This window comes from Bdellovibrio sp., assembly GCF_036384735.1.
Lineage (GTDB): Bacteria > Bdellovibrionota > Bdellovibrionia > Bdellovibrionales > Bdellovibrionaceae > Bdellovibrio.
On the sequence record NZ_DASVLT010000035.1, the window covers coordinates 112862 to 136279 of the forward strand.

Here is a 23418-nt window from a genome sequence, read left to right on the forward strand (position 1 = left end):
CTCGTTATTCTGGTTTTTTTGCTACAACCACTTGTCCAGGACGAATCACTTTGTCGTGAAGCTTATAAGGCTTTTTGAAAACACGAGCCACATGTCCTGCGGCAACCGTGTCAGTGGCTTCACTGCTAAGTGCTTCGTGAATAGCTGGATCGAATGGAGCGCCTTCAGAAGGAATCTCTGTCACCGCGTGACGGGTCAGAAGCGCTTTTAATTCTTGTGCAGTCAATTCGATACCTTGTTTGAAGGTGCCGATATTTTCCGGAGTCACATTCACCTGAAGAGCGCGCTCAAAATTATCAACCACTTCTAATAGATCGCGGATAAAACGTTCGCCGCCATATTTTAACAATTCAGAACGTTCTTTGATCGCGTTACGTTTATAGTTTTCAAACTCCGCACGCAGATAAAGAAAATCATTCTTATACTTTTCTGCCTGTTCTTGAAGTTTCTGAATGTCAGATGAACTTGCAGCACCTGCTGCTTCTGGATTGGAATTTTGAGAGTTGTTTTCGTCTGCCATGAGAGATCCTTTCGCAATAATTAACATTGTGTATTCATTAGAGAATGTCAATGTCAGTGGGATCTCTCTGTGTGATGCATGTGCGAACTAGACTTCGCTAAGATCTTCCTTCAGAAAAGTGAGTTCTTGGAAGACCTTATTGCTGATAACAACGCCGTCCTTTGTTAGCGACCAATTGGACCCATCATGTTGAACCCAACCACGTGCTATAAGGTTGTTCATGATGCTCGAGACTTGATGAAACACAGCGGCTGGAAACTTTTCCTGCAAAGCCTTTTCGTTAAGGCCCTGCATAAGACGCATCGAGGTATGACAAAAGTCTGTAAGCGCTTGATGCATTTCAAGTTCTTCAACTTGTTCAGATGGCAAGTGAAGTGTCGGCGAGGTGTATTCGCGTCCTTGATGATCCAAAATTTGCTTTTTGTATTCACCGATCGAGTTGATATTCCAGTAACGCGTTCCCCATTTCGATTCTTTTGAATACGAATGGGAGCTTAAGCCCAAACTCCAATAAGGTTCATCGATCCAATAAAGCATATTGTGTCGTGATTCATAACCAGGGACTGCGAAGTTAGAAATTTCGTACTGCTTAAAGCCGTGGGTCGTCAGTTGATCCGCAATGAAATCAAACATATCCACTTGTTCGTCATCAATGGCGCGACCCTTTGATAATGGATGTCCATCGGGCACGGTCAGGCAATAGGGACTGATATGCTTAGCACCCTGTTCGACAGCAATGCGCACGTCGTTCTTCAAACCCTCTAAAGTTTGCGAAGGAAGTGCGAAGAGAATATCGAAGCTGAAGTTCAGATTGTGCTTTCGCAAAAGGTCCAGCGTTTCAAGGGTTTGTTTTGCCGAATGTTCGCGATGAACCATCTTCAACAAACGATCATCGAAAGTTTGTGCGCCTACGCTGAAGCGATTGATCCCAGCATCCAGATAAATTTTCAGTTTTTCTTCACTGACAGTTGCCGGATTGATCTCGATGGTGATTTCAGTATCAGGTCTAGTTGTGAAGCCAAATCTACCCAGCTCTTTGATAACAGCTACAATAAGATGAGCGGGGATCAGGCTCGGAGTTCCACCACCGAAATAGATGGTGTCTAAACTTTGAGGTTTGTAATAGCGGTGCTTTTGGCGAATCTCCTCAAAAAGAAGTTCGACGTACTGATCCGGTGGCAAAATCTTGCTTTGCTCGTAAGTCGCGAAGTCACAATAAGTGCAGCGCTGAATGCAGTAAGGGATATGAACGTAAACGCCAAAAGCCATGGGAGTTATCTAGAGTATGTCTAAAAAATTTCAACTAAAAAACGGTCTAAAAGTCCTTTTATTGCCTAGTCATAAATCCCCCGTGGTCTCTGTTCAAATGTGGGTGAAAACAGGCTCTGCCGACGAACGAAAAGGCGAAGAGGGGATTTCTCACTTTATCGAGCATTTGGTCTTTAAAGGCACTCACAAGTACGGTGTTGGCCAAATTGCCTCAACAGTAGAAGGTTCCGGCGGGGAGTTAAACGCCTACACCTCGTTCGACCAAACAGTCTTTTATGTCACTATTTCAAAGCAATTTTCTGACGTAGCGATGGATGTTATCAGCGAGATGATGGGCTTCCCAACATTCGATAAAACTGAAATCGACAACGAACGTGAAGTCGTGATCGAAGAAATCAAACGCGGTCAGGACAGTCCGGGCCGCCGCGCAAGCCAGCTTTTATTCACAAACACTTTCCGCAAACATCCTTACGGTCGTCCTGTGATTGGTTTCGACAAAGTAGTGCGCAATGTTTCGGTGAAAAAAATCAAAGATTATTATCACAGCCGCTATGTTCCCTCGAATATGTTCCTAGTTATCGCAGGGGATTTTGATACGGCCGAGATGAAGAAAAAAGTGGAGCTGATGTTTGGGGGCTTTCAACCGTTCAAGCTTCGTAAAGTCACCAGAACTAAAGAGCCAGCTCAAACAAACATTCGCATCAAGGTGGAAGAAGCTAAGTTTGAATCAACGACGGGTTATCTGACTTGGCGTATTCCCAATGTAAAACACAAAGACATCGCGGCTCTCGAAGTGTTATCCGCGATCTTTGGGCAAGGCGATTCATCTCGCCTGATGCAAACGCTGCGAATTAAAGAACCACTGACAAATTCGGTAGGTTGCTTCAGCTATTCCATGCAGGACGACGGCTTATTTGCAGTTTCTTTCAATCTAGAGAAAGAAAATTTGGAAAGAGCCTTATCGACAATGATCCCGGAAATCGTGCGTTTGATTGAAGAGCCACCGACTGCGGCAGAAGTGCAAAAGGCCATTACGAACTTCGCAAGCCATGAAGTTTACTCTATGGAAACCGTGGATAATATCGCTCGTAAAGCGGGCGGTGACGAATTCTATTATGGCGACCATGATCACTATCGCAAATACATGAAGGAAGTTTACGCTTTAAAGCCGGAAGATATTCAAAAGGCTGCAAAAAAATACTTCAAAGCCGACGCCTTTGGTCTGTCATTATTAACGAATATGCCTAAGAAAGAAGCTGATGCGATTCTTAAGACGTTCGCTAAAAATTTAAAGAAAGCTTTGGCGGCAGCTAAAATAAAAAAAGAAAAACCTAAAAAATTTGCAGCGAAAAAATTCATCATCAAGTCGGGCGCCGACGCATCTGCACCGACAACGCAGAAAATTGAATTGAAATCGGGTGCGACATTGTTGATCCGTGATCAAAAAGACACTCCGTATGTAGCGATGAAGGCCGCCTTCTTAGGTGGAGTTCGCGTTGAAGAAGCAAATCAAGAAGGTTTGACGGAAATATTCTCGCGCAACTGGCTGTCCGGTTCTAAAAACTTCAGCGAAGACGACATCAACCTTCGTGTGGATGAGCTGGCGGCGGGGATCAGTGCCTTTGGTGGCAGAAATTCCGTAGGTCTTTCAATGGACTATCTTTCACCATTTGAAGATAAGATGTTTGAAATCTTCCAAGATTCATTGCTTCACCCAGAATTCCCGTCACAGATTCTAGAGCGTGAAAAAGTCGTACAAAGAAATCAAATCAAAGCACGCAGTGACAATCCGGCACAGCTTTGCGTGATGGCGTTCATGAAAGAAATTTTCAAGAATCATCCGTACTCTCGAGATTTATTGGGCACGAATGACAGCATTAACAAAATCACTCCAGAGGTGCTAAAGGCTTACTACAACAAAGTAGCACAAGCGAACAACCTGACATTGTGTGTGGTCGGTGATGTTAAGGTTGAAAAATGGGTAGATGCTCTCGAAAAAATGACGGCGCAATTACCTAAGGGCGGAAGAATTAAGAATTCATTCCAAGCTCCTGTAATTACCAAGACAAAATACATTTTCCAAGAGCTTAAGAAAGAACAAAGCCACATCATCGTGGGCTATCAAGGTTTGACGTTGGATAGTAAAGACCGCTATGCGCTTGAGATCATTCAGTCGATCTTAAGTGGTCAAGGTGGTCGTCTGTTCCTAGAGCTTCGCGACAAGAATTCTCTCGCGTATTCAGTTTCCCCAATGCACATGGAAGGAATTGAATGTGGATATTTCGGTGGATATATCGGCTGTTCGCCAGAGAAATCCGAAAAAGCCATTTCAATGCTGAAAACGGAATTCCAAAAGCTCGCAACGACAAGAGTGGGAGAGGAAGAGCTGACTCGTGCCCAGAGATATCTGATTGGTCGTCATGATATCGAACTGCAACGCAAAGGCACGATCTGCAATGCGATTCTTTTCGATGATATCTATGGTTTAAATTACGAAGACAGTTTAGATGTAGCAAGGCACTATTTCGCCGTGACGGCGGATGACGTTCGTCGCGTGGCCGAGAAGATATTTTCTCAGCCAGCGATTGTCAGTCTTGTAGGGCCTAGTACAGTAGATCTTTAGTTCGAAGCATTGACGGAATCCAGGTTGAGCGAAACTTCGTTGCGGCTCAGCTTGGTTTTCCCGGTCTTGCGCGATTCCTGGGTCAGCAAGTTCTTAAGAACGGCCTTGGCAGAATCATTCACCATCAATTTAAATCCAGACGGCACAGACATATTTTTCTCAACCACAGTCTTTAAATCTGGGTTGTAGAGAATGAAATCATCTTGTGTCAAACCACTCACGCGAAGAAGCTCTTTCGCTGAAATCGATCGCGCTAGTTTTACTGAGTGAACATCCAAAGATTTTTCATAATTTAAACCCTTAAAGATGTCAGCTTGGTACCTTTCCGCATACAGAGCCGCTAAGAATTCAGAGTAGAAATTCGAAGAAGCAAAATCGAAAGATTTAGAGCGGTATTCAGCAACGATATCACCAAGATCATCGGAACCAACCGCACGCATAGCCTTACGCATACCCGGAGGACCGTGATTCCAAGCCGTTACAGCTAATGGCCATGACTTATGAAGGATCAGGTGGTTTTCTTTTAAAAGTTTTGCAGCAGCCTCTGTCGCTTTGAACGGCGAGTGTCTTTCATCAATGTGATGATTCACGATCATGAAGCTACGACCTGTATTACCCATGAATTGCCATACGCCAGATGCACCCACTTTGCTGACTGCGTGCTTGTTAAAGCTGCTTTCCACGAAAGGAATGCGTGTTAACTCGACAGGGACCTTGTGCTGTTTAAAGATTTCCTCCATACCATTTAGGTATAATGGAGACACCTCAAGACCTTCTTCGAAGAAGTTCTTTTGACCTGTTTGCACACGAAGATTTTTTAGTGCAACAGCCGCGTTCTTTTGAGGTTCACCAGGCAAGGAATTCAACGCCTTTGCGACGAGAGTTTCGTATTCGTCCAGATTGTCCAAATTTTTTCTTTTTGAAAGAGATTTCAAAGCTGCACGGATTTTTTCAACTTCGCCTTTTACAAAATCATCTGCTTTCAAATTGCGGAGCCAACGATGTTTTGGAAGTTCTGCATTGATAATCGGAGATACATCCACAACTTTATACACAATCCACGGATACAACGAGTGATGGATCAATCGATTGTTGTTGTCATAGCGAGTGTAAACATCAAACCAAAAACTCACGCGATCACGCATGTTTTCAGGAATTTTAAAGTCTTCAGAGATCTTATTTTGATAGTCTTTCAGAATGTTTTCGCGGTTGTAGACGACGTTTGGGTCCTTCTGCAAAGTCATCTCGCTTAATAAAAGCGCTTTGATCTTTTGCACTTCAACCTTCACTTCAGGAGTTTCGAAGCTAGCAGAGTTGAACAAGGCAATCGCTAGAGTTGAAACCAATAAAGTGGCCACAATTCCTTTGGTGCTTCGTTTTGAGACTATTTTGCTAAACTTATTAACTACTTGCATATCATGATAAAGAGCAATGGGGGTGCCACGGTTAAGAGCTCTTTAACAGCGAAGAGGCCGATTTTTTGTATAAAAATTAGTCGGAAGATAACAAATTAGGCTGATTTGACCCCTCCACGTAGGCCCAGAAATCCTTAAAACATTAACCATTTTGGGCCAGGAAACTGTTAAACTAGATAGAAGGAGAACTAGAGTTTCTCGTTCGGAGACGCTCGGGGAGCCACTAAGAATGAGGGAAAAACCTACGTCGACAGTGGAGCTTTTTGTTAGTCCTGAAGACTATTTCAAAGAGCTCGTTCAGAAGGGTTTAACACAGAGAAGGATTCAAACGCCTCCTCTCGTGGAAAGTTATCTCGTCAAACTTCTTCATCACTATCTTGATGCTCGCAATCTTTTTGATCCTGAATACGCAACTGAATCAGGTCAGAAAAATCCGCAAACACTGGCTGAAACTTTCTTGATTGCACAAAGCGCCGAGGCCTCTATGAAAATAGAATTGCTGCGTAAATTGGGCGATCGAACTTTGTACATCAGTGGCTTCTTTGGTGACTCTCTTCAAAGAAAAATAGTGGATATTGACTATTACGCGGAAATTGGTGGTGCTGCTTATGCATCTCTCGCGCACTGCACCCGAGAAGATACGATGGCAAAGGTCTATTCGATCTTTTCCGCTCGCTTTCTGGATTTCGTGGATGTGCTTACCTACATTAGTCATCACTCATTTGTGAAGAGCGACGAAAGCATTCTGCGCCTGTACGACCGTTATATGCGAACTGGCTCGGAATTGGCCCGCGAAAAGCTTGAGGAGATGGGCGTTGTACCTCTGCCGCATGACCAGGTAAAGCTTGGCAAACAGGGCTAGTTCCACTATTCTGCGGCCATGTTTGGCTTAAGCATTTTCGAGATTCTTTTCTTAGCTGGTTTGGCGCTGATCGTGATCGGTCCCAAAGAGCTTCCTGAGGTCGCGCGTACGATCGGGCGCTTTCTTAACGAACTTAAAAGAAGTACTTCTGGTTTGACGAATGAGCTTAAGCAACAAGCTCGTATTGATCGCATAGATTTGTACGAGGCACCGAAAAAGCCAACCTCTCATGCGGGTGCTGCCGTTGAACCTACTACAACACTTTCAACTGAATCTGCTAGAAGCGACGTGGCTCCTGAACAAATGGAGTTGCCAGTGCAAAACTCAGTAGCAGATTCTTCTGCGAACGAAACTAAGAAATCATGAGTGAAGAGCAAGCTGACTCCAAAGGCCAATCATTGTTTGAGCATCTTGCCGAGCTTCGCGTAAGACTTATCAACTGCGCCTACATTTTAATTGTGGCAACGGGCTTGTCCTATGCTTTCAGCGAAAGAATCTTCAACTTCATCCGTGCGCCGATTCAACCTTACCTTCCAGGCGGCGGTTTGATCTATACGGGTCCTCTGGATAAATTCATCGCGCATATTAAAATTTCTTTCGTATGTGGCGTTTTGATTTCGTGTCCTCTATGGCTATACCAGGTTTGGAAGTTTGTAGCGCCGGGCCTTTATCAGAAAGAAAGAAAATATTCTTTAGCATTTATTGTGTCGGGCTCTGTGCTGTTCCTTCTAGGTGCGGCGTTCTCGTATTGGGTGGTTTTGCCAATGGCATTCCACTTCCTGATGAATTTCGGTGGTAGTATCGATAAACCGATGATCTCTATAGATCAATATCTTGGTTTCTTTACGCAAACATGCTTGATGTTTGGTGTAGCGTTCGAATTGCCACTGGTTATTTCGATCTTGGGTATGCTTGGTATCGTAAGCCATGCTTTTTTGACGGCAAAACGTCGTTACGCTGTAATGGGACTGGCTGTCGTTTCAGCAGTGCTTTCACCGCCTGATTTGATGAGCATGATTATGATGCTGATCCCGATGCTGGCACTTTTTGAAATCGGTGTTTTCGTTGTTAAGATCGTCGAAAAGAAGCGTGAGCAAACTTACCGCGTGAACGAACGCGAATAGGTTCGATCTCAGCTGTCTAAAGTTTGGACGTTCAAGAATTTAGTTCAGATCATCAATCATGACACGTTTGTATTTTGGATTTTTCCTTCAGGATGGATTATCTTTCGTTCCATCTTTCAAAGGAAACGTTTATGAAAAAACTTATCGCTTTTGCTGTTGTTTCTCTTGCAGTGTCTTCTTCATTCGCAGACCACCTCGTCTGTAACGCTGGGAAATTCTCTTCATTAACAATCGATGTTCAGGCTAATGCTAGCTCTGCAGTGGTTAAGGTTCTGCAATCACCAGCACAACCAGGTGACGTTGTTTATCCAAAGGTAGGCGAGAAAGCCGTTCTAACTGCGGTTCGTGAAGGCGTAGATCCAAAATGGTTGGTTTTAAATAACGAAGAAACTGCGAGCTTAGAGCAAAGAGGTTTTGGTCTGAACATCCTTCGCTCGGATCTTTCTAAGTCGTCTTTCCGTGCGGTTTTCTCTGCGGCTGAAGCCGATGAGTCGACGGTCTATCATACATTTGAAATGACTTGCGTTCGCCAATAGAACTAGTGAATTAAATGAATTCCCAAAAATGGTGATGATTTCTCCCTCTTCATCGCCATAAAAAAAGGAAGCTGGGTTTCAGCTTCCTTTTTTTATGCAAACTATGTCGAAAGCTGTTTAAGGCTCTTCGAATTTGATCAATACGGCACCTGATTCAACAGAGTCCCCTTGTTTCACTTTAATCTCTTTAATCTTCACGTCGCGAGTTGCGCGCATTTCGTTTTCCATTTTCATCGCTTCCATAATTAGGAGCGGCTTGTTGGCCTTAACGACTTCGCCTTCCTTCGCAAAGATCTCGATGATCTTACCAGGCATACCCGATTTCAGTTCCATGTCACCGCCGAAGCCGCCACCTTTTTTCAGTGATTCATGCAAAAGCATTTCGTCATTGAATATTTTGATAGAGCGGAACGAGTTACGAGTGAAAACAGTGTATTCCGTGTCAGATCCAACCACGTCTACAAGGTAAGACTTACCTTGGAAAAGGAAGCTGATGTATTCCTCAGCCTCTTTATAATCGTTTTTGGAAACGTCATAGTGGACCCAGTCTTTGCCTTCAGCTTGTAAAGAAACTTTCCAAGACTGACGACCTTCAGTTACATCCACCTTATATTTTTTGCCTCTAAGTTCTGCTTCGAAATACATGTTACGTCCTCAACTGCATTTTGCGGCCCAAACGTCTCCAAGTAGAGCTAACGTTGAGCTGACGGATATCCTTCGATTTACGATCGTTGTAGGCCTCGATAGCCGCGGCGATCAAGAACACAGGATCTTCAACTTGCTTGAACATCTCTGGCTCGATAACTTCGAAGTTTTTCTCGATGAATTGTGTTGTGTAAGTACCGTCACGGAAAGTCGGGTGGTCCAAGATCGTTTTGTGAAGAACGATATTAGTTTTGATACCCGTCAATACGAACTCGGACAAAGCACGTTGCATACGGTTGATAGCTTCTTCACGAGTTTCACCCCAAGTGATCAATTTAGAGATCATTGGATCGTAGAAGATAGGAACGTTGTAACCAGGGTAAGCGTAAGAATCCACGCGCATGAACGGACCTTGCGGGTGACGGCACGCGCGGATAACGCCTGGGCTTGGTTTGTAAGTCACTGGATCTTCCGCACAGATACGTGCTTCGATCGCGTGACCTTTTTGTTTGATATCTTCTTGTTTAAAGCTCAACGGTTTGCCGGCAGCAACCATGATTTGTTCACGAACCAAGTCAAAGCCAGTCACGATTTCTGTGATTGGATGTTCTACTTGAAGACGAGTGTTCATCTCCATGAAATAGAATTCTTTAGTTGTGTTGTCGAAGATGTATTCGATTGTACCAGCACCGACGTAATTGATCTGCTTTGCTGCGCGAACAGAAGCTTCACCCATGCGAAGACGAACTTCGTGTGGAACAGACGGTGACGGAGATTCCTCGATGATCTTTTGGTTACGACGTTGCACAGAACATTCACGTTCGAACAAGTGGACGTGGTTACCGTGTTTATCGCCGAAGACTTGGATCTCGATGTGCTTTGGGTCGTTGATAAATTTCTCGATGTAAACAGTCGGATCTGCGAAATAGTTCTGACCTTCAGAGCGGCAAGCGCGGAATGCACTTTCAAACTCGTCCATCTTACGCACAACGCGCATCCCTTTACCACCACCACCTGCAGAGGCTTTGATGATGACAGGAAGACCGATTTTTTCTGCGATCTTGATGGCTTCTTCGACAGTTTCAACACCGCCGTCAGAACCAGGAACGGTTGGGACGCCAGATTTTTTCATCAAAGTCTTTGCAGAGATTTTATCTCCCATCGCTTTGATGTTTGCCACTGTTGGTCCGATGAAAGTGATGCCAGCTTTTTCGCAGGCTTCAGCGAAGTTTGTATTCTCAGACAAGAAGCCGTATCCAGGATGGATAGCATCGGCGCCTGCTTTCAAAGCCACTTCGATAATTTTTGCGTAATTCAAATAACTTTCTTTCGATGGAGAAGGCCCAATGTGATAAGCCTCGTCCGCCAAGAAAACGTGCAAGCTATCGCGATCCGCGTCCGAGAATACAGCAACTGACGCGATACCAAGCTCGCGACAAGCGCGAGTGATACGAATTGCGATTTCTCCACGGTTCGCGATCAGGATTTTTTTAAAAACAGCCATGTGTTCGCCCCAATCTTACAACGGAATGTTGCCGTGTTTTTTCGCCGGCGGAACTTCACGTTTATTTTTCAACATCTCTAGAGAGTCGATGATGCGTTTACGAGTCAAAGCCGGCTCGATAACTTCATCTGTATAGCCAAGTTCAGCAGATACATATGGATTGCTGAATTTCGCTTCGTACTCTGCAGTTAAGCGAGCTCTTTCTGCTGCTGGATCTTTTGCTTTCGAGATTTCTTCACGGCTGATGATGCTCACAGCACCATCAGCACCCATCACTGCGATTTCAGCAGACGGGTAAGCCAAGTTCACATCCGAACGAAGAAGTTTAGAGCCCATCACGATGTAAGCACCACCGTAGGCTTTACGAGTGATAACTGTGATTTTGGGCACAGTCGCTTCAGCGTAAGCGTACAATAGTTTTGCGCCGTGAGTGATAATGCCATTCCACTCTTGATCTTTACCAGGCAAGAAACCAGGAACGTCAACGAATGAAACAACTGGGATATTGAAAGCATCACAGAAACGAATGAAGCGAGCACCTTTGCGTGAAGCTTCAATGTTCAAGCAACCAGCCAAGTTATTTGGTTGATTGGCAACGATACCAACAGGACGACCGTTGAAACGTGCGAAACCGACAATAATGTTTTGAGCGTAGTGTTTGTGAACTTCTAGGAAGTAACCTTCATCCACGCACTCTGTGATAACAGAAAGCATGTCGTAAGGCTTCTTAGGGTTGTCGGGGATGATGGTCGCAATCGCCTCAGTCAAACGATCAGGACGGTCTGTGTTCGGAAGAACAGGAACGTCATCCAAGTTGTTCGAAGGAAGGAAATTCATCATCTCGCGGATCAACAACAAGCAGTGCTTATCATCTTCAGCGGCAAAGTGCGCCACACCTGATTTCGCAGAGTGAGTCGTCGCACCACCAAGATCTTCTTTAGTTACCTCTTCATGAGTTACGGTCTTGATAACATCAGGACCTGTTACGAACATGTAGCTCGAATTTTTAACCATGAATACGAAGTCAGTGATTGAAGGAGAGTAAACCGCACCACCAGCGCATGGGCCCATGATCGCCGTGATTTGTGGGATCAAGCCAGAAGCCATTGTGTTGCGAGTGAAGATATCCGCGTAACCACCAAGTGATTCGATACCTTCTTGAATACGAGCACCACCAGAGTCATTTAAAGAAATGAAAGGGGCACCGTTTTTCATCGCAAGATCCATCACTTTGCAAATCTTGTTCGCTTGAGTGCGAGACATAGATCCGCCGATCACTGTAAAGTCTTGAGAAGAAACGTACACAAGCTTTCCGTTGATGCGACCGTAACCAGTCACAACGCCGTCACCTGGTACAACGTTTTTATCCATGCCGAAGTTCGTGTTACGGTGAACTACGAAACGATCCATTTCAACAAAGCTGCCTGGATCAAGAAGGACATCCAAACGCTCACGAGCAGTCAGGCGACCACCTTGTTTGTGTTTCGCAATACGAGAAGCTCCGCCACCCGCCATTGCAGCTTCATTTCTTTTTTCAAGGTCAGCGAGCTTCGCTTGAATCCCTGTAGATAATTCGCTCATAAAAATCCTTTTCCTAATTCCTACAAAAATAAGATCAAACGATGATCTTTTACCTGCGCCGAGTTTTCGAGGCATAAGGCAAAACGAGACGAAAAATGTTCGTGATCATCAAGGCATTATTTTTACCCGCGAGGGAATGAGGAAGCACCTTAAAACGACAGACGCAGAGCATACTTTAAGGCTCTGCGTCTAAGAATGTATCTTATTGAATTCAATGAAAATTAGGGGACTAACTGGTTCAGTACTTGAAGCGCTTTTTGTACGTTCACGCGACCTCGAGTACTTACTTTAAATTCGTGTCCTGATGTGACATCCACTGACTGCATGATTGCCTGTTTAATTTGCACTGCTGTTGCGTTCGGTTTTGCACTCCAAAGCAGTGCCGCAACACCTGAAACAAACGGCGTCGCCATGCTTGTTCCATCCATATACGCAGTCCCGCCACCTGGAATTGTACTTAAGATCTGTTCGCCAGGAGCTGCCACATGAACCGAAGTAAAACCACTGTTCGACCATGAAGTCATAAAGTCTGTGCGAGAAGAAGCCGCTACAGTAATTTGATTCGTCAAATTGAACGAAGCGGGGAATTGCGGATTCACGTCGATATCTTGGCCATCATTGCCGGCAGCAACCACGATCAAAATACCTTTGGCCTCAAGTTGCTGAAAAGCGCTTCGCAACGAGGCTACACACGGAGCACCACCCCAGCTCGCATTGATGATCTTCGCACCGCGAGCCGCCGCATATTGCAGAGCTAGAACTGCATCACCCAAAGAACCGCCACCATCATTCGAAATAAATTGTGCAGGAATAATCTGTGCACGAGGAGCCGTTCCATTAATACTTCCATAACCTGGGTCCGCGGCAATAATACCTGAGACGTGCGTTCCGTGAGGACTTGGAGTTGTTGTCGTGCCGGGATTTGAAACGAAACTTTTCCCGTAATAATCGTCAACGTAACCATTCTTATCGTCATCGATTCCATTGTTAGGAACCTCGCCGTAGTTAATCAAAATACGCGGAGCAATCTGCGGATGAGTCACATCAACATACGCATCAACAACGGCCACAGGGATATTCTGACCGTAGATACCTTGTGACCACAAAGCATCTGCATGGATCATATACTGACCCCAGCTATCACTTGTCGTCGAAGGAGTCACAGTGGTCGAATTATCCAATTGAATCAAACGATCATATTCGACTTGTTTGATGCTCTCTAAATTTGGCTTGATGAATTTCTCTTTGAATTCGTCAGCGTCCTTTGCGGATTCGACGGAAAAATGTCCGTCTTCCCATTGAACGATGAACTTGCTTTTGACTGCCTCGCCCATACAGGCTGCAGAATCTAAAGAGCTATCTGAAAAAACTGAATCTGCTGACTTCGCGCCACAAGCTGAAAGTACAAAGACGCAGGCGACCGCCGACAGAAATTTTTGAACATCCATGTTCACTCCCTGTGCGGGCCACAACGGTCCCATCCTAAGGACGTGTTAAAACACCCGCACCGGTTAGCTCTTCGGAAAAAATGTGTCTTATTGTGAGGCTAGATTTCTTAAGCTGTAAGAAAGACCCAGAACAAGGTCTAGTAAAACGACAAAAGCCGCTGCTAGAGCGGCTTTCAGAACGCTTTAAGGTTTAAAACCAATTAAATGTTTGTGATGAATTCTTTAAGGAAAGATGTGAACTGCATCTCGACGCGTTTTGCAGTTTCAGTCACTTCGTCGTGGGAAAGTTTTTGTGAAGAAATTCCCGCCGCCAAGTTTGTAATACAGCTCAAAGCCGCTACACGAAGACCCAAATGGTTCGCCGCGATGGTTTCTGGAACCGTACTCATGCCTACAGCTTTTCCGCCAATCAATTTCAAATAGCGTACTTCCGCTGGAGTTTCGTAAGTTGGACCGCTTACGCCACAATAAATACCTTTGTGGTAACGAGTTCCTTGTTTTTGCAGAACCTGCTCCATCACTGTAATTAAACGTTTGTCGTAGGCTTCAGTCATATCAGGGAAGCGAGGACCTAGTTCCTTGATGTTCGGTCCCATCAAAGGATTCGTGCCCATCAAATTGATATGATCTTCGATGATCATGAAATCACCGGCCGACATATTTTCACCAAAGCCACCTGCAGAGTTTGTCAGGATCAAACTTTCCACACCCAATAAAGCCAATGTACGAGTCGGGTGCACAACACTTTCCATGCTGTGACCTTCATAGTAGTGATTGCGACCTTGAAGGATCACAATCGATTGACCACCCACTTTACCGAAAATCAAATTTCCAGAGTGGCCTTCAACTGTTGGTGGAGAGAAGTGAGGAATATCTTTGTAAGGGATTGTTGTTTCAACTTCGACGTCTTTTACGAATGAACCCAAGCCTGAGCCCAATACAACGCCAATCTTCGGCTTTGCCGAAGTCTTTGTGCGAATATAGCTTACAGATTCCTGAAGTTTATTTAGTACCAAAACGCTCCCCTTTTTTGTCCTCGAGCTTTAGCTCAAAACTTTGAGTATCAAACTAGGCTTTGTAATTTTTGGCAAGGAAATATTGATCGCTGATTTCAACATAGGCACTGCTGATTCAAGCAAATCTTTATCATCGCCACACAAAGTAAATAACGGATCGCCCGCATGAACTTCATCTCCCACCTTCGCGTGGAACTCAATTCCCGCAGTCGGGGCGATTATATCCGTTGTCTGTGCTCGGCCAGCTTTAATCAAAATACCAGCCACACCGATGCTTTCTGTATGGAAATCATGAATAAAACCTGACTTATCAGCTTTGATAACGACGCTGTGCTTCGGTTTTGGCAAGGCTTTCAGGTTACCACCGTGGATTGAGCAAAGCTCTTCAAATTTCGCCATGGCCTTGCCAGACACAAGAATGTCCGTCGCGATTTTGTAAGATTCTTCCTCATTTTTTCCTACACCCGCTAAAAGCAACATATGAGCAGAAAGGCGAAGGCTTAACTCGCGAGTGTCCTCGTAAAGATCATATCCGTGAGCACCGATGAATTTTTCATTTTTCATGATGGCCACACACTCTTCCACTTCAACAGAGTTTCCTGCGTAGCGGCCAAGGGGTTGATCCATGTTCGTCAAAAGGGCAGTGACCTTCTTGCCGTAACCACGGGCAATTGACATCAAGTTGACCGCAAGTTCTTCTGCCAATGCAGGTGTTTTCATAAACGCACCTGAACCGTATTTCACGTCTAGAACAAGACCGTCTATACCCTCAGCTAATTTTTTCGACATGATAGAAGCACAAATCAAAGGCAAGCTTTCAACCGTTGCTGTCACATCACGAAGAGCATAGATTTTTTTATCAGCAGGGCAGATCTCTTTCGTTTGACCGATGAAGCAGATCGCATGTTTGCGAACAAGATCAACGAATTCATTCAACGGTTTTTGAGTATTAAATCCGGGAATAGATTCCAACTTATCCAAAGTTCCGCCCGTATGCCCCAAACCACGACCGGAAATCATCGGCACGGGAACACCCGCTGCCGCAACGATAGGACCCAAGATCAAACTTGTTTTATCGCCCACGCCACCTGTGGAATGTTTATCAACTTTAAAGCCAGGTACTGAAGAGAAATCCACAACCTCACCCGAGTGAAGCATCGCTTTTGTCAGCGACAAAGTTTCATCCTTCGTCATTCCGCGAAAGAATGTTGCCATCAGTAAAGCTGCCATTTGGTAATCAGGAATAGAGCCACGCGCATAACCTAAGATGAATTCATTAATTTCATCCGGCGTCAATGCTCCGCCATTGCGCTTTGTTTTAATAATCTCTGCTGGAAGAAACGCCATTAGTAACCGCCTTGAACTTTCTGACCTTGAACCAGTGCAACGCCAGAACTAGTTCCCAAGCGAGTCGCACCAGCGGCAATCATTGCCTTTGCTGTTTCGATATCTTTAATTCCACCGGAAGCTTTCACTTCCATTTGTGAGCCAACAACAGACTTCATCAACTTCACATCATCAACCGTCGCTCCGCCTCCGCCGAATCCAGTGGATGTTTTCACAAAATGCGCACCAGCTTCTAGGGCCGCTTTGCATGCAAGAATTTTATCTTCTTCATTCAACAAAGAAGTTTCGATGATCACTTTCACAGTGTGACCGTGAGCTGCTTGAACGACAGCCTTGATATCATCACGAACGTAATCCAAACGACGATCTTTCAATGCGCCTATTTGTATAACCATGTCGATTTCTTGTGCGCCGTTTGTGATGGCTGTCTTTGTTTCAAATGCTTTTGAAACCGTGGCCATAGCACCCAGAGGGAAGCCAACCACGCAACATACTTTAACGTTTGAACCCTTCAAGATCTCTGCGCATGTCTTCACATAAGACGTGTTCACGCAAACACTGAAAAAACTATTCTCGCGAGCTTCGAGGCACAATTTTTCAATCTGTGCAGTTTGTGCTTCCGGCTTCAAAAGCGTGTGATCGATATAACGACTTAATTCCACGGACTTACCCCTGGTTTGATGTAAAGAAAAAGTCTATCTCAGATCGAGACCTCTGTCACTAGGGCTTTATTAGGCGCACTAATGGCCGCTAGACGGGAATGGGTTTACTTTCTAACCCCGTAACGGCATCATAGAAATATGAATAAATGCAAATTCCTATCCGGATCATTACTTCTTGGTGGAGTCCTTTTATCCACCAAACTTCTTGCTGCCGATGTGTGCGTCTCGAACACCGCAGAATTTGCTGCTCAGGCTAAGAATCTTCCCTCCGTAGTTCAACAACTTCCCACAATGCTGACGACGGATGGTTTTTTGGTTACTGCAGGTCTGAAAATTCGAGCGGCAGGGGATAAATTGAAAATGGAAGGCTACGTTTGGAAGCCCGGCGACATTTACACTGACGATGCGTATATCAAACAGGCCTGCTTCGATGGCGTAAACTTCAATGTCACGCTTGAAAACGGGAAATCATACGCCGCCAAAATCAAAGGCGATAAATCCGTATCCATTCAAGGAATCACTTTCGAAAAATCCTCGGACGCAAAATTCGCAGGCATTATAGAGAAAGTAAAAGGAGCGATTGAAAAGAAAACGGGTGTCGGGAGTGGAAGTTCTGGCAACGCAGGGGTGAACTAATGTTGAAGGTGATCGCGCTAGGAATTTTTCTCTGTTTTAACATCACAGCACTTGCGAAAAACTTAACGTCTGCTCCGTTTACATCTTCCGAAATGATTGATTTCACGGCTAAAGGTGACCAAAAACTTTTGGACTTCGCAAAGACCGATGATTTTTCCGGAGTCGTCACGCGCAATCACGAGGTCGGCGACAAAAAACTTGTCGATGTATATGAATTTAAAAATATCGAAGCAGTGCCGATGAATGAGGCTGTTTGCAAGAAAATGCTAACTCGAATTTTCGGTGATTTAGATAAAATATCTTTGAAAGTAAGTCATATCGATATCTACACTTCGCACACGGGAAAGACTTGTGATGCCAAAATCGACGATGCAGATAAAGAAGCGAAAATCCCGGAACGCAGAGTGATCGCGGGTTTTTTGAATGCGAAACCTCTTGCGTTGGTTTTTAGACTTTCTAAAAAATCAAATAATTCTGATCAAGAGAGCATCCACAAGTTCTGGGATACCCTCCGCTAGACCGAGCTACACTCCGACGAAGTCGGAGTGAGTCTTATCCGACTTTTTTTCCAGCCACACCGCCAGCCATTGTACCCGCTACAGTGTCACCGCCGCCACCGGCTTGACCCAAGAACGTTTTCGCATCTGCTGCGGAAACTTTTCCTTTTTTAACAAGATCTTCGATGTATTTCTCGAACAAGATCATACCTTGGTTTGCGCCCGTTTGCATTGCCGAAGCAATTTGATGGACTTTACCTTCACGAATCAAGTTGGCAATCGCCTTTGAGTTTCTCATGATCTCATAAGCGGCGACACGACCTTGGCCATCCGCACGCGAGAACAGAGTTTGCGCTACAACTCCACGCAAGCTTTCTGCAAGCATTGTACGGATCTGCGCTTGTTGTCCCGCAGGGAAAACGTCGATGATACGATCGATTGTTTTCGAAGCAGAGTTCGTATGCAAAGTACCAAATACGATGTGACCTGTTTCAGCGGCAGTCAGCGCCAAAGAGATCGTCTCCAAGTCACGCAACTCACCCACAAGCAAGATATCCGGGTCTTCACGCAGAGCTGCTTTTAAGGCATTGCCGAAACTTTTTGTGTGACTACCAACTTCACGTTGATTCACCAGGGAACGAATATTTGGATGAACGAACTCGATCGGATCCTCGACAGTGATGATGTGAGCTTCGCGAGTCGCGTTGATCTGATGGATCATCGCTGCAAGCGTTGTTGATTTACCAGAACCTGTTGGACCTGTTACTAGAATCAAACCACGATCACAGTCGATCATGTCCATGATCGCCGGAGGCAATCCCAATTCTTGAGCTGTTTTAATTTTTTCTGGGATGATACGGAATACCGCGCCTAAGCCCTTACGCTGCATGAAGATGTTGCAACGGAAACGACCAATGCCAGCAAGAGTGTAGGCAAAATCAAGTTCCCATTTTTCAACGAAGGCTTTCTTTTGCTTTTCAGAAAGGATCTCGAAGATCAATCCTTGCACATCTTGATTCGACAGTTCGCGATAGTTGAGTGGCACCATGTTACCATGGAGGCGAAGAAAAGGTGCGGCACCGCTTGTCACGTGCAAGTCGGAAGCTCCTTGCTCAACCATGAGTTTGAACAGTTCATCAATTGTAGCCATCACTCACTCCATAAAGATGCTAGAACTCATTTAAAAAATCACCCACGGCGTTACTTCGTCGTCAGCGCACAAATTGTACGCCATCCTCCTCGTGCCTTGCGGCTGAGCTTCTAAATGAGTTCGAAATCAGTGATCTTTTCGGCAAGTTGTGTTTCAATATTGAATATTATTTGTTATGAGTCTTGTTTCTGGACCTATGAATGTGATCCGGTTTCGTCCAGGAGCTTCGGAGGAAGTGTGTCAGCAGAAATCCTAATCAACGTCAGACCTCAAGAAACCCGCGTAGCCTATGTGGATACGGGAATCTTATCGGATTTAAAAATCGAAAGAAAAACTTCCCCGACCTTAGTAGGTTCCATTCATCGCGGGACGGTGATTCGCGTTCTTCCTGGCATGCAAGCAGCCTTCGTAGACATTGGTCTAGAGAAAGCGGCATTCCTTTACGTGGGAGATATTCGTGAGGATGTCGATGACAACTTCCTTTCTAACGTAGACCGTGACGAGCCTCTTGAAATGGAAGGCGATGATGACAAGCCACCAACTCATCACAATAAAACTCCGATTCAGGATTTGCTTAAAGAGGGCCAATCCATTCTTGTGCAAGTAGCGAAAGATCCATTGGGCACAAAAGGGGCGCGTTTAACGACGCACATTTCGTTGCCAGGTCGTTTCGTGGTGTTCTTGCCAACAGTTCGTCACTTAGGAATCTCTAGAAGAATCGAAGATGAAGGTGAACGTGAGCGTCTTCGCAAGCTAGTTCAAAAAATCAATCCGTCAGGTGGAGTGATCGTAAGAACTGCGGGGGATGGCGCTTCGGAAGAGATGTTGAAAGCCGACATCGAATATCTAGATCGCTTAAGCAAAGAAATTTTTAAAAACTACGAAAAGAAGAAAACGCCAGGTGCATTGCACACCGAGCTTGATGTGGAACTTCGAGCCCTTCGCGATTTGATGAGTGAAAATGTGACCAGCGTTTGGGTTGACGATCTAGAAATTCACAAAAAAGTCGTGAAGTTCGTATCTCAATTCATGCCAAAGTATAAGCAAAACATTGTTCTTTATGAAGAGCGCAAACCATTGTTTGATCTCTATGACATTGATATCGAGATCTCTCGTTCAATGGAAAGAAAGATCTGGTTGAAATCGGGTGGCTACATCGTCATCGACGAAGCGGAAGCTTTGGTGGTGATTGACGTGAACACAGGTAAATTCGTCGGCAAAAAGGATTTGGAAGAAACAATTTTAAAAACAAATCTTGAAGCTGTTCGCGAGGCGGCTCATCAACTGCGTATTCGTAACTGTGGCGGTATTATCATTATCGACTTTATTGACATGGAAAAAGAATCCCACCGTGAAAAAGTGATGGAGGCATTGTCTGAAGAGCTTTCAAAAGACCGAGCACGGACAAATGTGGTCTCGATGTCTCAATTGGGTTTGGTCGAGATGACTCGCAAACGCATTCGCCCAAGTCTGATTAAGACATTGTGCGAACCGTGCTCCTACTGCGATGGCAAAGGTTACATCAAACGCAAATCGACTGTGGCAAATGAAATCTTCCGCGAACTTGAACGTGATGCCGACATGTTGACGAATAAAAAGACAAACGTCGTTGTTCACTGTCATAGTGAAGTGGTCGATTGGATCTACGAAGTGGAAGGCGAAAGCCTGGAAGGCATCGAGAAGAAGCTGGGCCGGTCTGTAGCGTTTAAAATTGAGCCAAATTACCACATTGAACAATACGAGATTTTCTTTGTCTGATCCATATCGTGACCAAGGACCTGTTTAGTAGCCTAGCTCACCGCCGATTAGTAAGATATGAATCGTGTCGCATGGATTCTTTCATTACTAATTGTGTTTGTGTTAAGCAAAACTGCTTACGCCGACACTCCAGTGTGCATGACTCAGCCGAACTCTCCATTTTCGGGTTTGGCGTCTATCTCAAAGCAAAGTTGCCAAGACACTCTCAAATCTAAAGAGTGCCAAGATCTATTCTCTAAGATGCGAGCTGCCGGTGAAAAGCCAGAAGACAAGGCTTTAAAATGCTATGACAGAAGTGCTCTAGCAGAAGCTTTCGAAAATGATTTCGATTTCCGCGTGGGCTGTGCCATTGGTGGCTGGAACTTTATCAAAGATACGTTCGTCAGCATTGGTACAGCAATCGGCGAGGGTGCCGCGAAGATCGTGATCGATGCCAAAAATGCAAAGGCTGAAAACGATGCCTGTGATGCAGATTTCAACATAAAAAAAGGCCTGTTTAAAATTTATAACGATAGTGTCCCAACACTTTTGCAAACGACTGTTCCGCCAGATGAAATGATCAAATCTTTGAAGTGCGCGAATATTAAATCCACACTCAAGCTGATCCAGCTTAATAAAGAGCAAGAAGCCAACAGTAAATTAATTCGTAAGGTCACTCTTTCCAAGAACGCTCCCTTAACTCCACAGGAGCAAGAATTGAAAGCTTGGAATGAGTCGAAAATTCCAAAATCAAATGTTGATCTGATTGCCATGGCGAAAGAAAAGATCAAAGACATTGGCGTCAAACTAGAATGTTATAACACCCAAGAACGTGCCGCGATGATTTGTGAAGCAGTTGCTGAAGTTGCATCTCTGGCGGCAGGGCCGGCAGGTGCAGCTTTGAAAGCAGCAAAAGTAAAAAACATTCTCGAGATTGCAGGTGTTGCTGCTGACGCTGAAAAAGCGGGTGTAGCCGCAGCGGCTGGCGGTCGTTTTGTCGCAAGCGCCGCAGATCTCGAAAAAGCGGCGGCTTTATCAAACGCAGATCGCATCGCCGCTGCACAGTCAGCATTGGGGCGTCCTTTAACGACGGCTGAAAAGCAGGCGTTGATTGATGCCCATAATGTCGCGGCTGACACGGGTCGCGGTTACGGCACTTACAGCGCCACTGATTTGAAGCAGAAAGCAGACATTCTTAAGACGGCGGGTTTCAGTGATACTGAAAGAAGTACATTGATGCGCCAAGGACTCGCAGGAAGTTTAAGCGATACGCAAAAAGCGAAGACCACATACAACACTCTTCGCTTGCAAGCCGAAAAAATTAGCGCCTCTGGCGATGTGAAACAGGCAGACTCTATATATAAGTCTTCGGCCGATTCCTATGAAGTGGTAATGAAAGATCCAAAATACCCTAAGTCTTCAAGGGATTACGCCGTCGGCGCGAGTATCAATCGCTCTGCAGGCCGCTTTGATAAGGCTGCAGATTACTATCTGAAGAGTTATGGACAGATGCGGGATAACGACAAAGTAGATGCCGTTTTCGAGGCTCTCCGCCGAGAAAAAGACGAGCTACGCGTTATTGCTTTCCAAAACCCCGGCAACGCCGCCGCCCAACAAAATTATGAGAACCAACGTAAGCTCATTGAGGCCGTGCTGAACAATCCTCAGTTCAGAACGAGTGATGCGATCAAGCGCGAACTTTTGAAGCCCTAGCTTAGAGCTAAGTGTATAGAAAAAGGGCTTTTTTAAAGAACATCTAGAATCTTAAAAAAGCTTTCTTTTTTATTGCCAACCCTCAGTCAGAAAGCTAACCTCTTTCTTCTCCCTAAAAGCTGAAAAAAATAGCATGTAATAGGTTGACAAAGCCTAGTGCGAGGTGGCATTTACCATTGGCTTAATTCGGGTAGCTGGAGGTTAGACATGTACGCGATTATTCGTACAGGCGGTAAACAATATAAAGTACAAGCTGGTGATGTTGTTCAAGTTGATAAAGTTGAACACAAGCTTGGTTCAGAGTTTGATATCAACGAAATCTTGATGGTTGGTGGTGAGTCCACTCATGTTGGTCAACCTCTAGTAAAAGGTGCGAAAGTAACTGTTGTAGTTACTAAACAAGCACGAACTAAAAAAGAAATCGTTTTCAAAAAGAAACGTCGTCAAGGATACAGAAAATTTGCGACTCACAAACAAGAGTTCACAGAACTTTTCGTGAAAGCAATTACTTCTCCAGACGGTAAAGTAACTAAAACAGATGCTACGCCAAATGTAGTAGACGTTGCTGCAAAACGCGCTGAGGCTGAACAAGGCCGTATCGCTGCTCGCAAAGAACGCGCTGCTAACAAAACAAAAGGCGGAGAAGTTGTTAAAGCTGCAGCTAAAAAAGTAGCGAAAAAGAAAGTTGCTAAGAAAGCAGTTAAAAAGACTGCAAAAAAAGCGACTAAAACTGGCGCGAAGAAAAAAGCAGCTAAAAAAACTTCTAAAAAAGCGTAATTAAATTTATTTTTTAAGAGAGGTTAGTCATGGCAAGTAAGAAGGCCGGTGGTAGTACAAAGAACGGACGTGATTCACAGAGTAAACGCCTTGGCGTAAAACGCTTCGGTGGTGAAAAAGTTCTTCCAGGAACAATCATCGTTCGTCAACGTGGAACAAAATTCCACTTGGGTAACAATGTTAAAATGGGTCGCGACTATACGATCTATTCTGTAATTGATGGTCTTGTTAAATTTGAACGTTTCTCTAAAGAGCGTTTCAAAGTTAGTGTTTATCCTAAAGCTGTTTAGTCTACGCCTCGGCGATTTCCCTCTAGGAAGTTGCCTGTAGACCTCCTGCTACGATAAGCACCAAGA

22 protein-coding genes are annotated in these 23418 nt (G+C 44.8%); 11 read left to right on the forward strand and 11 right to left on the reverse strand.

All coding sequences use genetic code 11. The annotated features are described in order from the left end of the window. Positions 1-4: 4 nt before the first annotated feature. A complete protein-coding gene (locus tag VF412_RS10005) occupies positions 5-520 on the reverse strand; it encodes a nucleotide exchange factor GrpE (protein WP_331339098.1) in 516 nt (171 codons plus the stop codon). Between the two features lie 87 nt (positions 521-607). Beyond that, a complete protein-coding gene (gene hemW, locus VF412_RS10010; protein ID WP_331339099.1) occupies positions 608-1789 on the reverse strand; it encodes a radical SAM family heme chaperone HemW in 1182 nt (393 codons plus the stop codon). Between the two features lie 16 nt (positions 1790-1805). Between hemW and VF412_RS10015 the strand changes: the two genes are divergently transcribed. Next, positions 1806-4412, forward strand: coding sequence for a pitrilysin family protein (locus VF412_RS10015; RefSeq protein WP_331339100.1), 2607 nt, complete (start codon positions 1806-1808; stop codon positions 4410-4412). Here VF412_RS10015 and VF412_RS10020 read toward each other — a convergent pair. After that, entirely contained in the window at positions 4409-5770 is a 1362-nt protein-coding gene (locus VF412_RS10020) for a lytic transglycosylase domain-containing protein (protein ID WP_331339101.1), read from the reverse strand. The genes VF412_RS10015 and VF412_RS10020 overlap by 4 nt on opposite strands. 286 nt (positions 5771-6056) lie before the next feature. Between VF412_RS10020 and VF412_RS10025 the strand changes: the two genes are divergently transcribed. The 4 genes from VF412_RS10025 to VF412_RS10040 all read left to right on the forward strand — a co-directional run bounded on the left by VF412_RS10025 (position 6057) and on the right by VF412_RS10040 (position 8349). After that, a complete protein-coding gene (locus tag VF412_RS10025; RefSeq protein WP_331339102.1) occupies positions 6057-6689 on the forward strand; it encodes a hypothetical protein in 633 nt (210 codons plus the stop codon). 18 nt (positions 6690-6707) lie between these two features. Beyond that, positions 6708-7055, forward strand: coding sequence for a twin-arginine translocase TatA/TatE family subunit (locus VF412_RS10030; protein ID WP_331339103.1), 348 nt, complete (start codon positions 6708-6710; stop codon positions 7053-7055). Then, positions 7052-7813: a twin-arginine translocase subunit TatC gene (gene tatC, locus VF412_RS10035; RefSeq protein ID WP_331339104.1), complete on the forward strand. Its 762-nt coding sequence runs from the start codon at positions 7052-7054 to the stop codon at positions 7811-7813. The genes VF412_RS10030 and tatC overlap by 4 nt, the downstream gene beginning before the upstream one ends. Before the next feature lie 131 nt (positions 7814-7944). Next, positions 7945-8349, forward strand: coding sequence for a hypothetical protein (locus VF412_RS10040; RefSeq protein WP_331339105.1), 405 nt, complete (start codon positions 7945-7947; stop codon positions 8347-8349). Between the two features lie 117 nt (positions 8350-8466). On the opposite strand, the gene VF412_RS10045 is transcribed toward VF412_RS10040, so the two are convergent. The 7 genes from VF412_RS10045 to deoC form a co-directional block, all read right to left on the reverse strand. Then, entirely contained in the window at positions 8467-8994 is a 528-nt protein-coding gene (locus tag VF412_RS10045; RefSeq protein WP_331339106.1) for an acetyl-CoA carboxylase biotin carboxyl carrier protein subunit, read from the reverse strand. A gap of 1 nt (position 8995) precedes the next feature. Next, on the reverse strand, positions 8996-10498 hold the full coding sequence (gene accC / locus VF412_RS10050) for an acetyl-CoA carboxylase biotin carboxylase subunit (protein WP_331339107.1): 1503 nt from the start codon (positions 10496-10498) through the stop codon (positions 8996-8998). A 15-nt stretch (positions 10499-10513) separates the two neighbouring features. Next, a complete protein-coding gene (locus VF412_RS10055; RefSeq protein ID WP_331339108.1) occupies positions 10514-12079 on the reverse strand; it encodes an acyl-CoA carboxylase subunit beta in 1566 nt (521 codons plus the stop codon). Between the two features lie 221 nt (positions 12080-12300). After that, a complete protein-coding gene (locus tag VF412_RS10060) occupies positions 12301-13527 on the reverse strand; it encodes a S8 family peptidase (protein WP_331339109.1) in 1227 nt (408 codons plus the stop codon). A 200-nt stretch (positions 13528-13727) separates the two neighbouring features. Beyond that, on the reverse strand, positions 13728-14543 hold the full coding sequence (locus VF412_RS10065) for a purine-nucleoside phosphorylase (RefSeq protein WP_331339110.1): 816 nt from the start codon (positions 14541-14543) through the stop codon (positions 13728-13730). A gap of 27 nt (positions 14544-14570) precedes the next feature. After that, positions 14571-15890 carry a thymidine phosphorylase gene (locus tag VF412_RS10070; RefSeq protein WP_331339111.1) on the reverse strand — a complete coding sequence of 440 codons (1320 nt, stop codon included), beginning with the start codon at positions 15888-15890 and terminating at the stop codon, positions 14571-14573. Beyond that, on the reverse strand, positions 15890-16552 hold the full coding sequence (gene deoC / locus VF412_RS10075; protein ID WP_331339112.1) for a deoxyribose-phosphate aldolase: 663 nt from the start codon (positions 16550-16552) through the stop codon (positions 15890-15892). Before deoC ends, VF412_RS10070 begins: the two co-directional genes overlap by 1 nt. A gap of 138 nt (positions 16553-16690) precedes the next feature. On the opposite strand from deoC, the gene VF412_RS10080 reads away from it, so the two are divergent. Continuing rightward, the gene (locus tag VF412_RS10080; RefSeq protein ID WP_331339113.1) at positions 16691-17188 is read left to right on the forward strand and encodes a hypothetical protein; all 498 of its coding nucleotides are present in this window, start codon (positions 16691-16693) and stop codon (positions 17186-17188) included. Then, a complete protein-coding gene (locus tag VF412_RS10085) occupies positions 17188-17706 on the forward strand; it encodes a hypothetical protein (RefSeq protein WP_331339114.1) in 519 nt (172 codons plus the stop codon). Before VF412_RS10080 ends, VF412_RS10085 begins: the two co-directional genes overlap by 1 nt. Positions 17707-17740: 34 nt before the next feature. Here the strand turns inward: VF412_RS10085 and VF412_RS10090 are convergent, their stop codons facing one another. Further along, the gene (locus VF412_RS10090; protein WP_331339115.1) at positions 17741-18835 is read right to left on the reverse strand and encodes a type IV pilus twitching motility protein PilT; all 1095 of its coding nucleotides are present in this window, start codon (positions 18833-18835) and stop codon (positions 17741-17743) included. Positions 18836-19072: 237 nt separating this feature from the next. On the opposite strand from VF412_RS10090, the gene VF412_RS10095 reads away from it, so the two are divergent. The 4 genes from VF412_RS10095 (at position 19073) to rpmA (ending at position 23352) form a co-directional block, all read left to right on the forward strand. Continuing rightward, a complete protein-coding gene (locus tag VF412_RS10095; protein WP_331339116.1) occupies positions 19073-20593 on the forward strand; it encodes an Rne/Rng family ribonuclease in 1521 nt (506 codons plus the stop codon). Between the two features lie 57 nt (positions 20594-20650). After that, complete coding sequence (locus VF412_RS10100) at positions 20651-22285, forward strand: hypothetical protein (protein ID WP_331339117.1); 1635 nt, start codon at positions 20651-20653, stop codon at positions 22283-22285. A gap of 207 nt (positions 22286-22492) precedes the next feature. Then, a complete protein-coding gene (rplU, locus tag VF412_RS10105; RefSeq protein WP_331339118.1) occupies positions 22493-23062 on the forward strand; it encodes a 50S ribosomal protein L21 in 570 nt (189 codons plus the stop codon). A 29-nt stretch (positions 23063-23091) separates the two neighbouring features. After that, a complete protein-coding gene (gene rpmA, locus VF412_RS10110; protein ID WP_331339119.1) occupies positions 23092-23352 on the forward strand; it encodes a 50S ribosomal protein L27 in 261 nt (86 codons plus the stop codon). Positions 23353-23418: the final 66 nt, after the last annotated feature.

Bases quoted from the DNA above. Each gene is read 5' to 3' on its own strand.
- VF412_RS10005 (WP_331339098.1), bottom strand. From the start codon at position 520: ATGGCAGACGAAAACAACTCTCAAAATTCCAATCCAGAAGCAGCAGGT.
- hemW (WP_331339099.1), bottom strand. From the start codon at position 1,789: ATGGCTTTTGGCGTTTACGTTCATATCCCTTACTGCATTCAGCGCTGC.
- VF412_RS10015 (WP_331339100.1), top strand. From the start codon at position 1,806: ATGTCTAAAAAATTTCAACTAAAAAACGGTCTAAAAGTCCTTTTATTG.
- VF412_RS10025 (WP_331339102.1), top strand. From the start codon at position 6,057: ATGAGGGAAAAACCTACGTCGACAGTGGAGCTTTTTGTTAGTCCTGAA.
- VF412_RS10030 (WP_331339103.1), top strand. From the start codon at position 6,708: ATGTTTGGCTTAAGCATTTTCGAGATTCTTTTCTTAGCTGGTTTGGCG.
- tatC (WP_331339104.1), top strand. From the start codon at position 7,052: ATGAGTGAAGAGCAAGCTGACTCCAAAGGCCAATCATTGTTTGAGCAT.
- VF412_RS10040 (WP_331339105.1), top strand. From the start codon at position 7,945: ATGAAAAAACTTATCGCTTTTGCTGTTGTTTCTCTTGCAGTGTCTTCT.
- VF412_RS10045 (WP_331339106.1), bottom strand. From the start codon at position 8,994: ATGTATTTCGAAGCAGAACTTAGAGGCAAAAAATATAAGGTGGATGTA.
- accC (WP_331339107.1), bottom strand. From the start codon at position 10,498: ATGGCTGTTTTTAAAAAAATCCTGATCGCGAACCGTGGAGAAATCGCA.
- VF412_RS10055 (WP_331339108.1), bottom strand. From the start codon at position 12,079: ATGAGCGAATTATCTACAGGGATTCAAGCGAAGCTCGCTGACCTTGAA.
- VF412_RS10060 (WP_331339109.1), bottom strand. From the start codon at position 13,527: ATGGATGTTCAAAAATTTCTGTCGGCGGTCGCCTGCGTCTTTGTACTT.
- VF412_RS10070 (WP_331339111.1), bottom strand. From the start codon at position 15,890: ATGGCGTTTCTTCCAGCAGAGATTATTAAAACAAAGCGCAATGGCGGA.
- VF412_RS10080 (WP_331339113.1), top strand. From the start codon at position 16,691: ATGAATAAATGCAAATTCCTATCCGGATCATTACTTCTTGGTGGAGTC.
- VF412_RS10085 (WP_331339114.1), top strand. From the start codon at position 17,188: ATGTTGAAGGTGATCGCGCTAGGAATTTTTCTCTGTTTTAACATCACA.
- VF412_RS10090 (WP_331339115.1), bottom strand. From the start codon at position 18,835: ATGGCTACAATTGATGAACTGTTCAAACTCATGGTTGAGCAAGGAGCT.
- VF412_RS10100 (WP_331339117.1), top strand. From the start codon at position 20,651: ATGAATCGTGTCGCATGGATTCTTTCATTACTAATTGTGTTTGTGTTA.
- rplU (WP_331339118.1), top strand. From the start codon at position 22,493: ATGTACGCGATTATTCGTACAGGCGGTAAACAATATAAAGTACAAGCT.
- rpmA (WP_331339119.1), top strand. From the start codon at position 23,092: ATGGCAAGTAAGAAGGCCGGTGGTAGTACAAAGAACGGACGTGATTCA.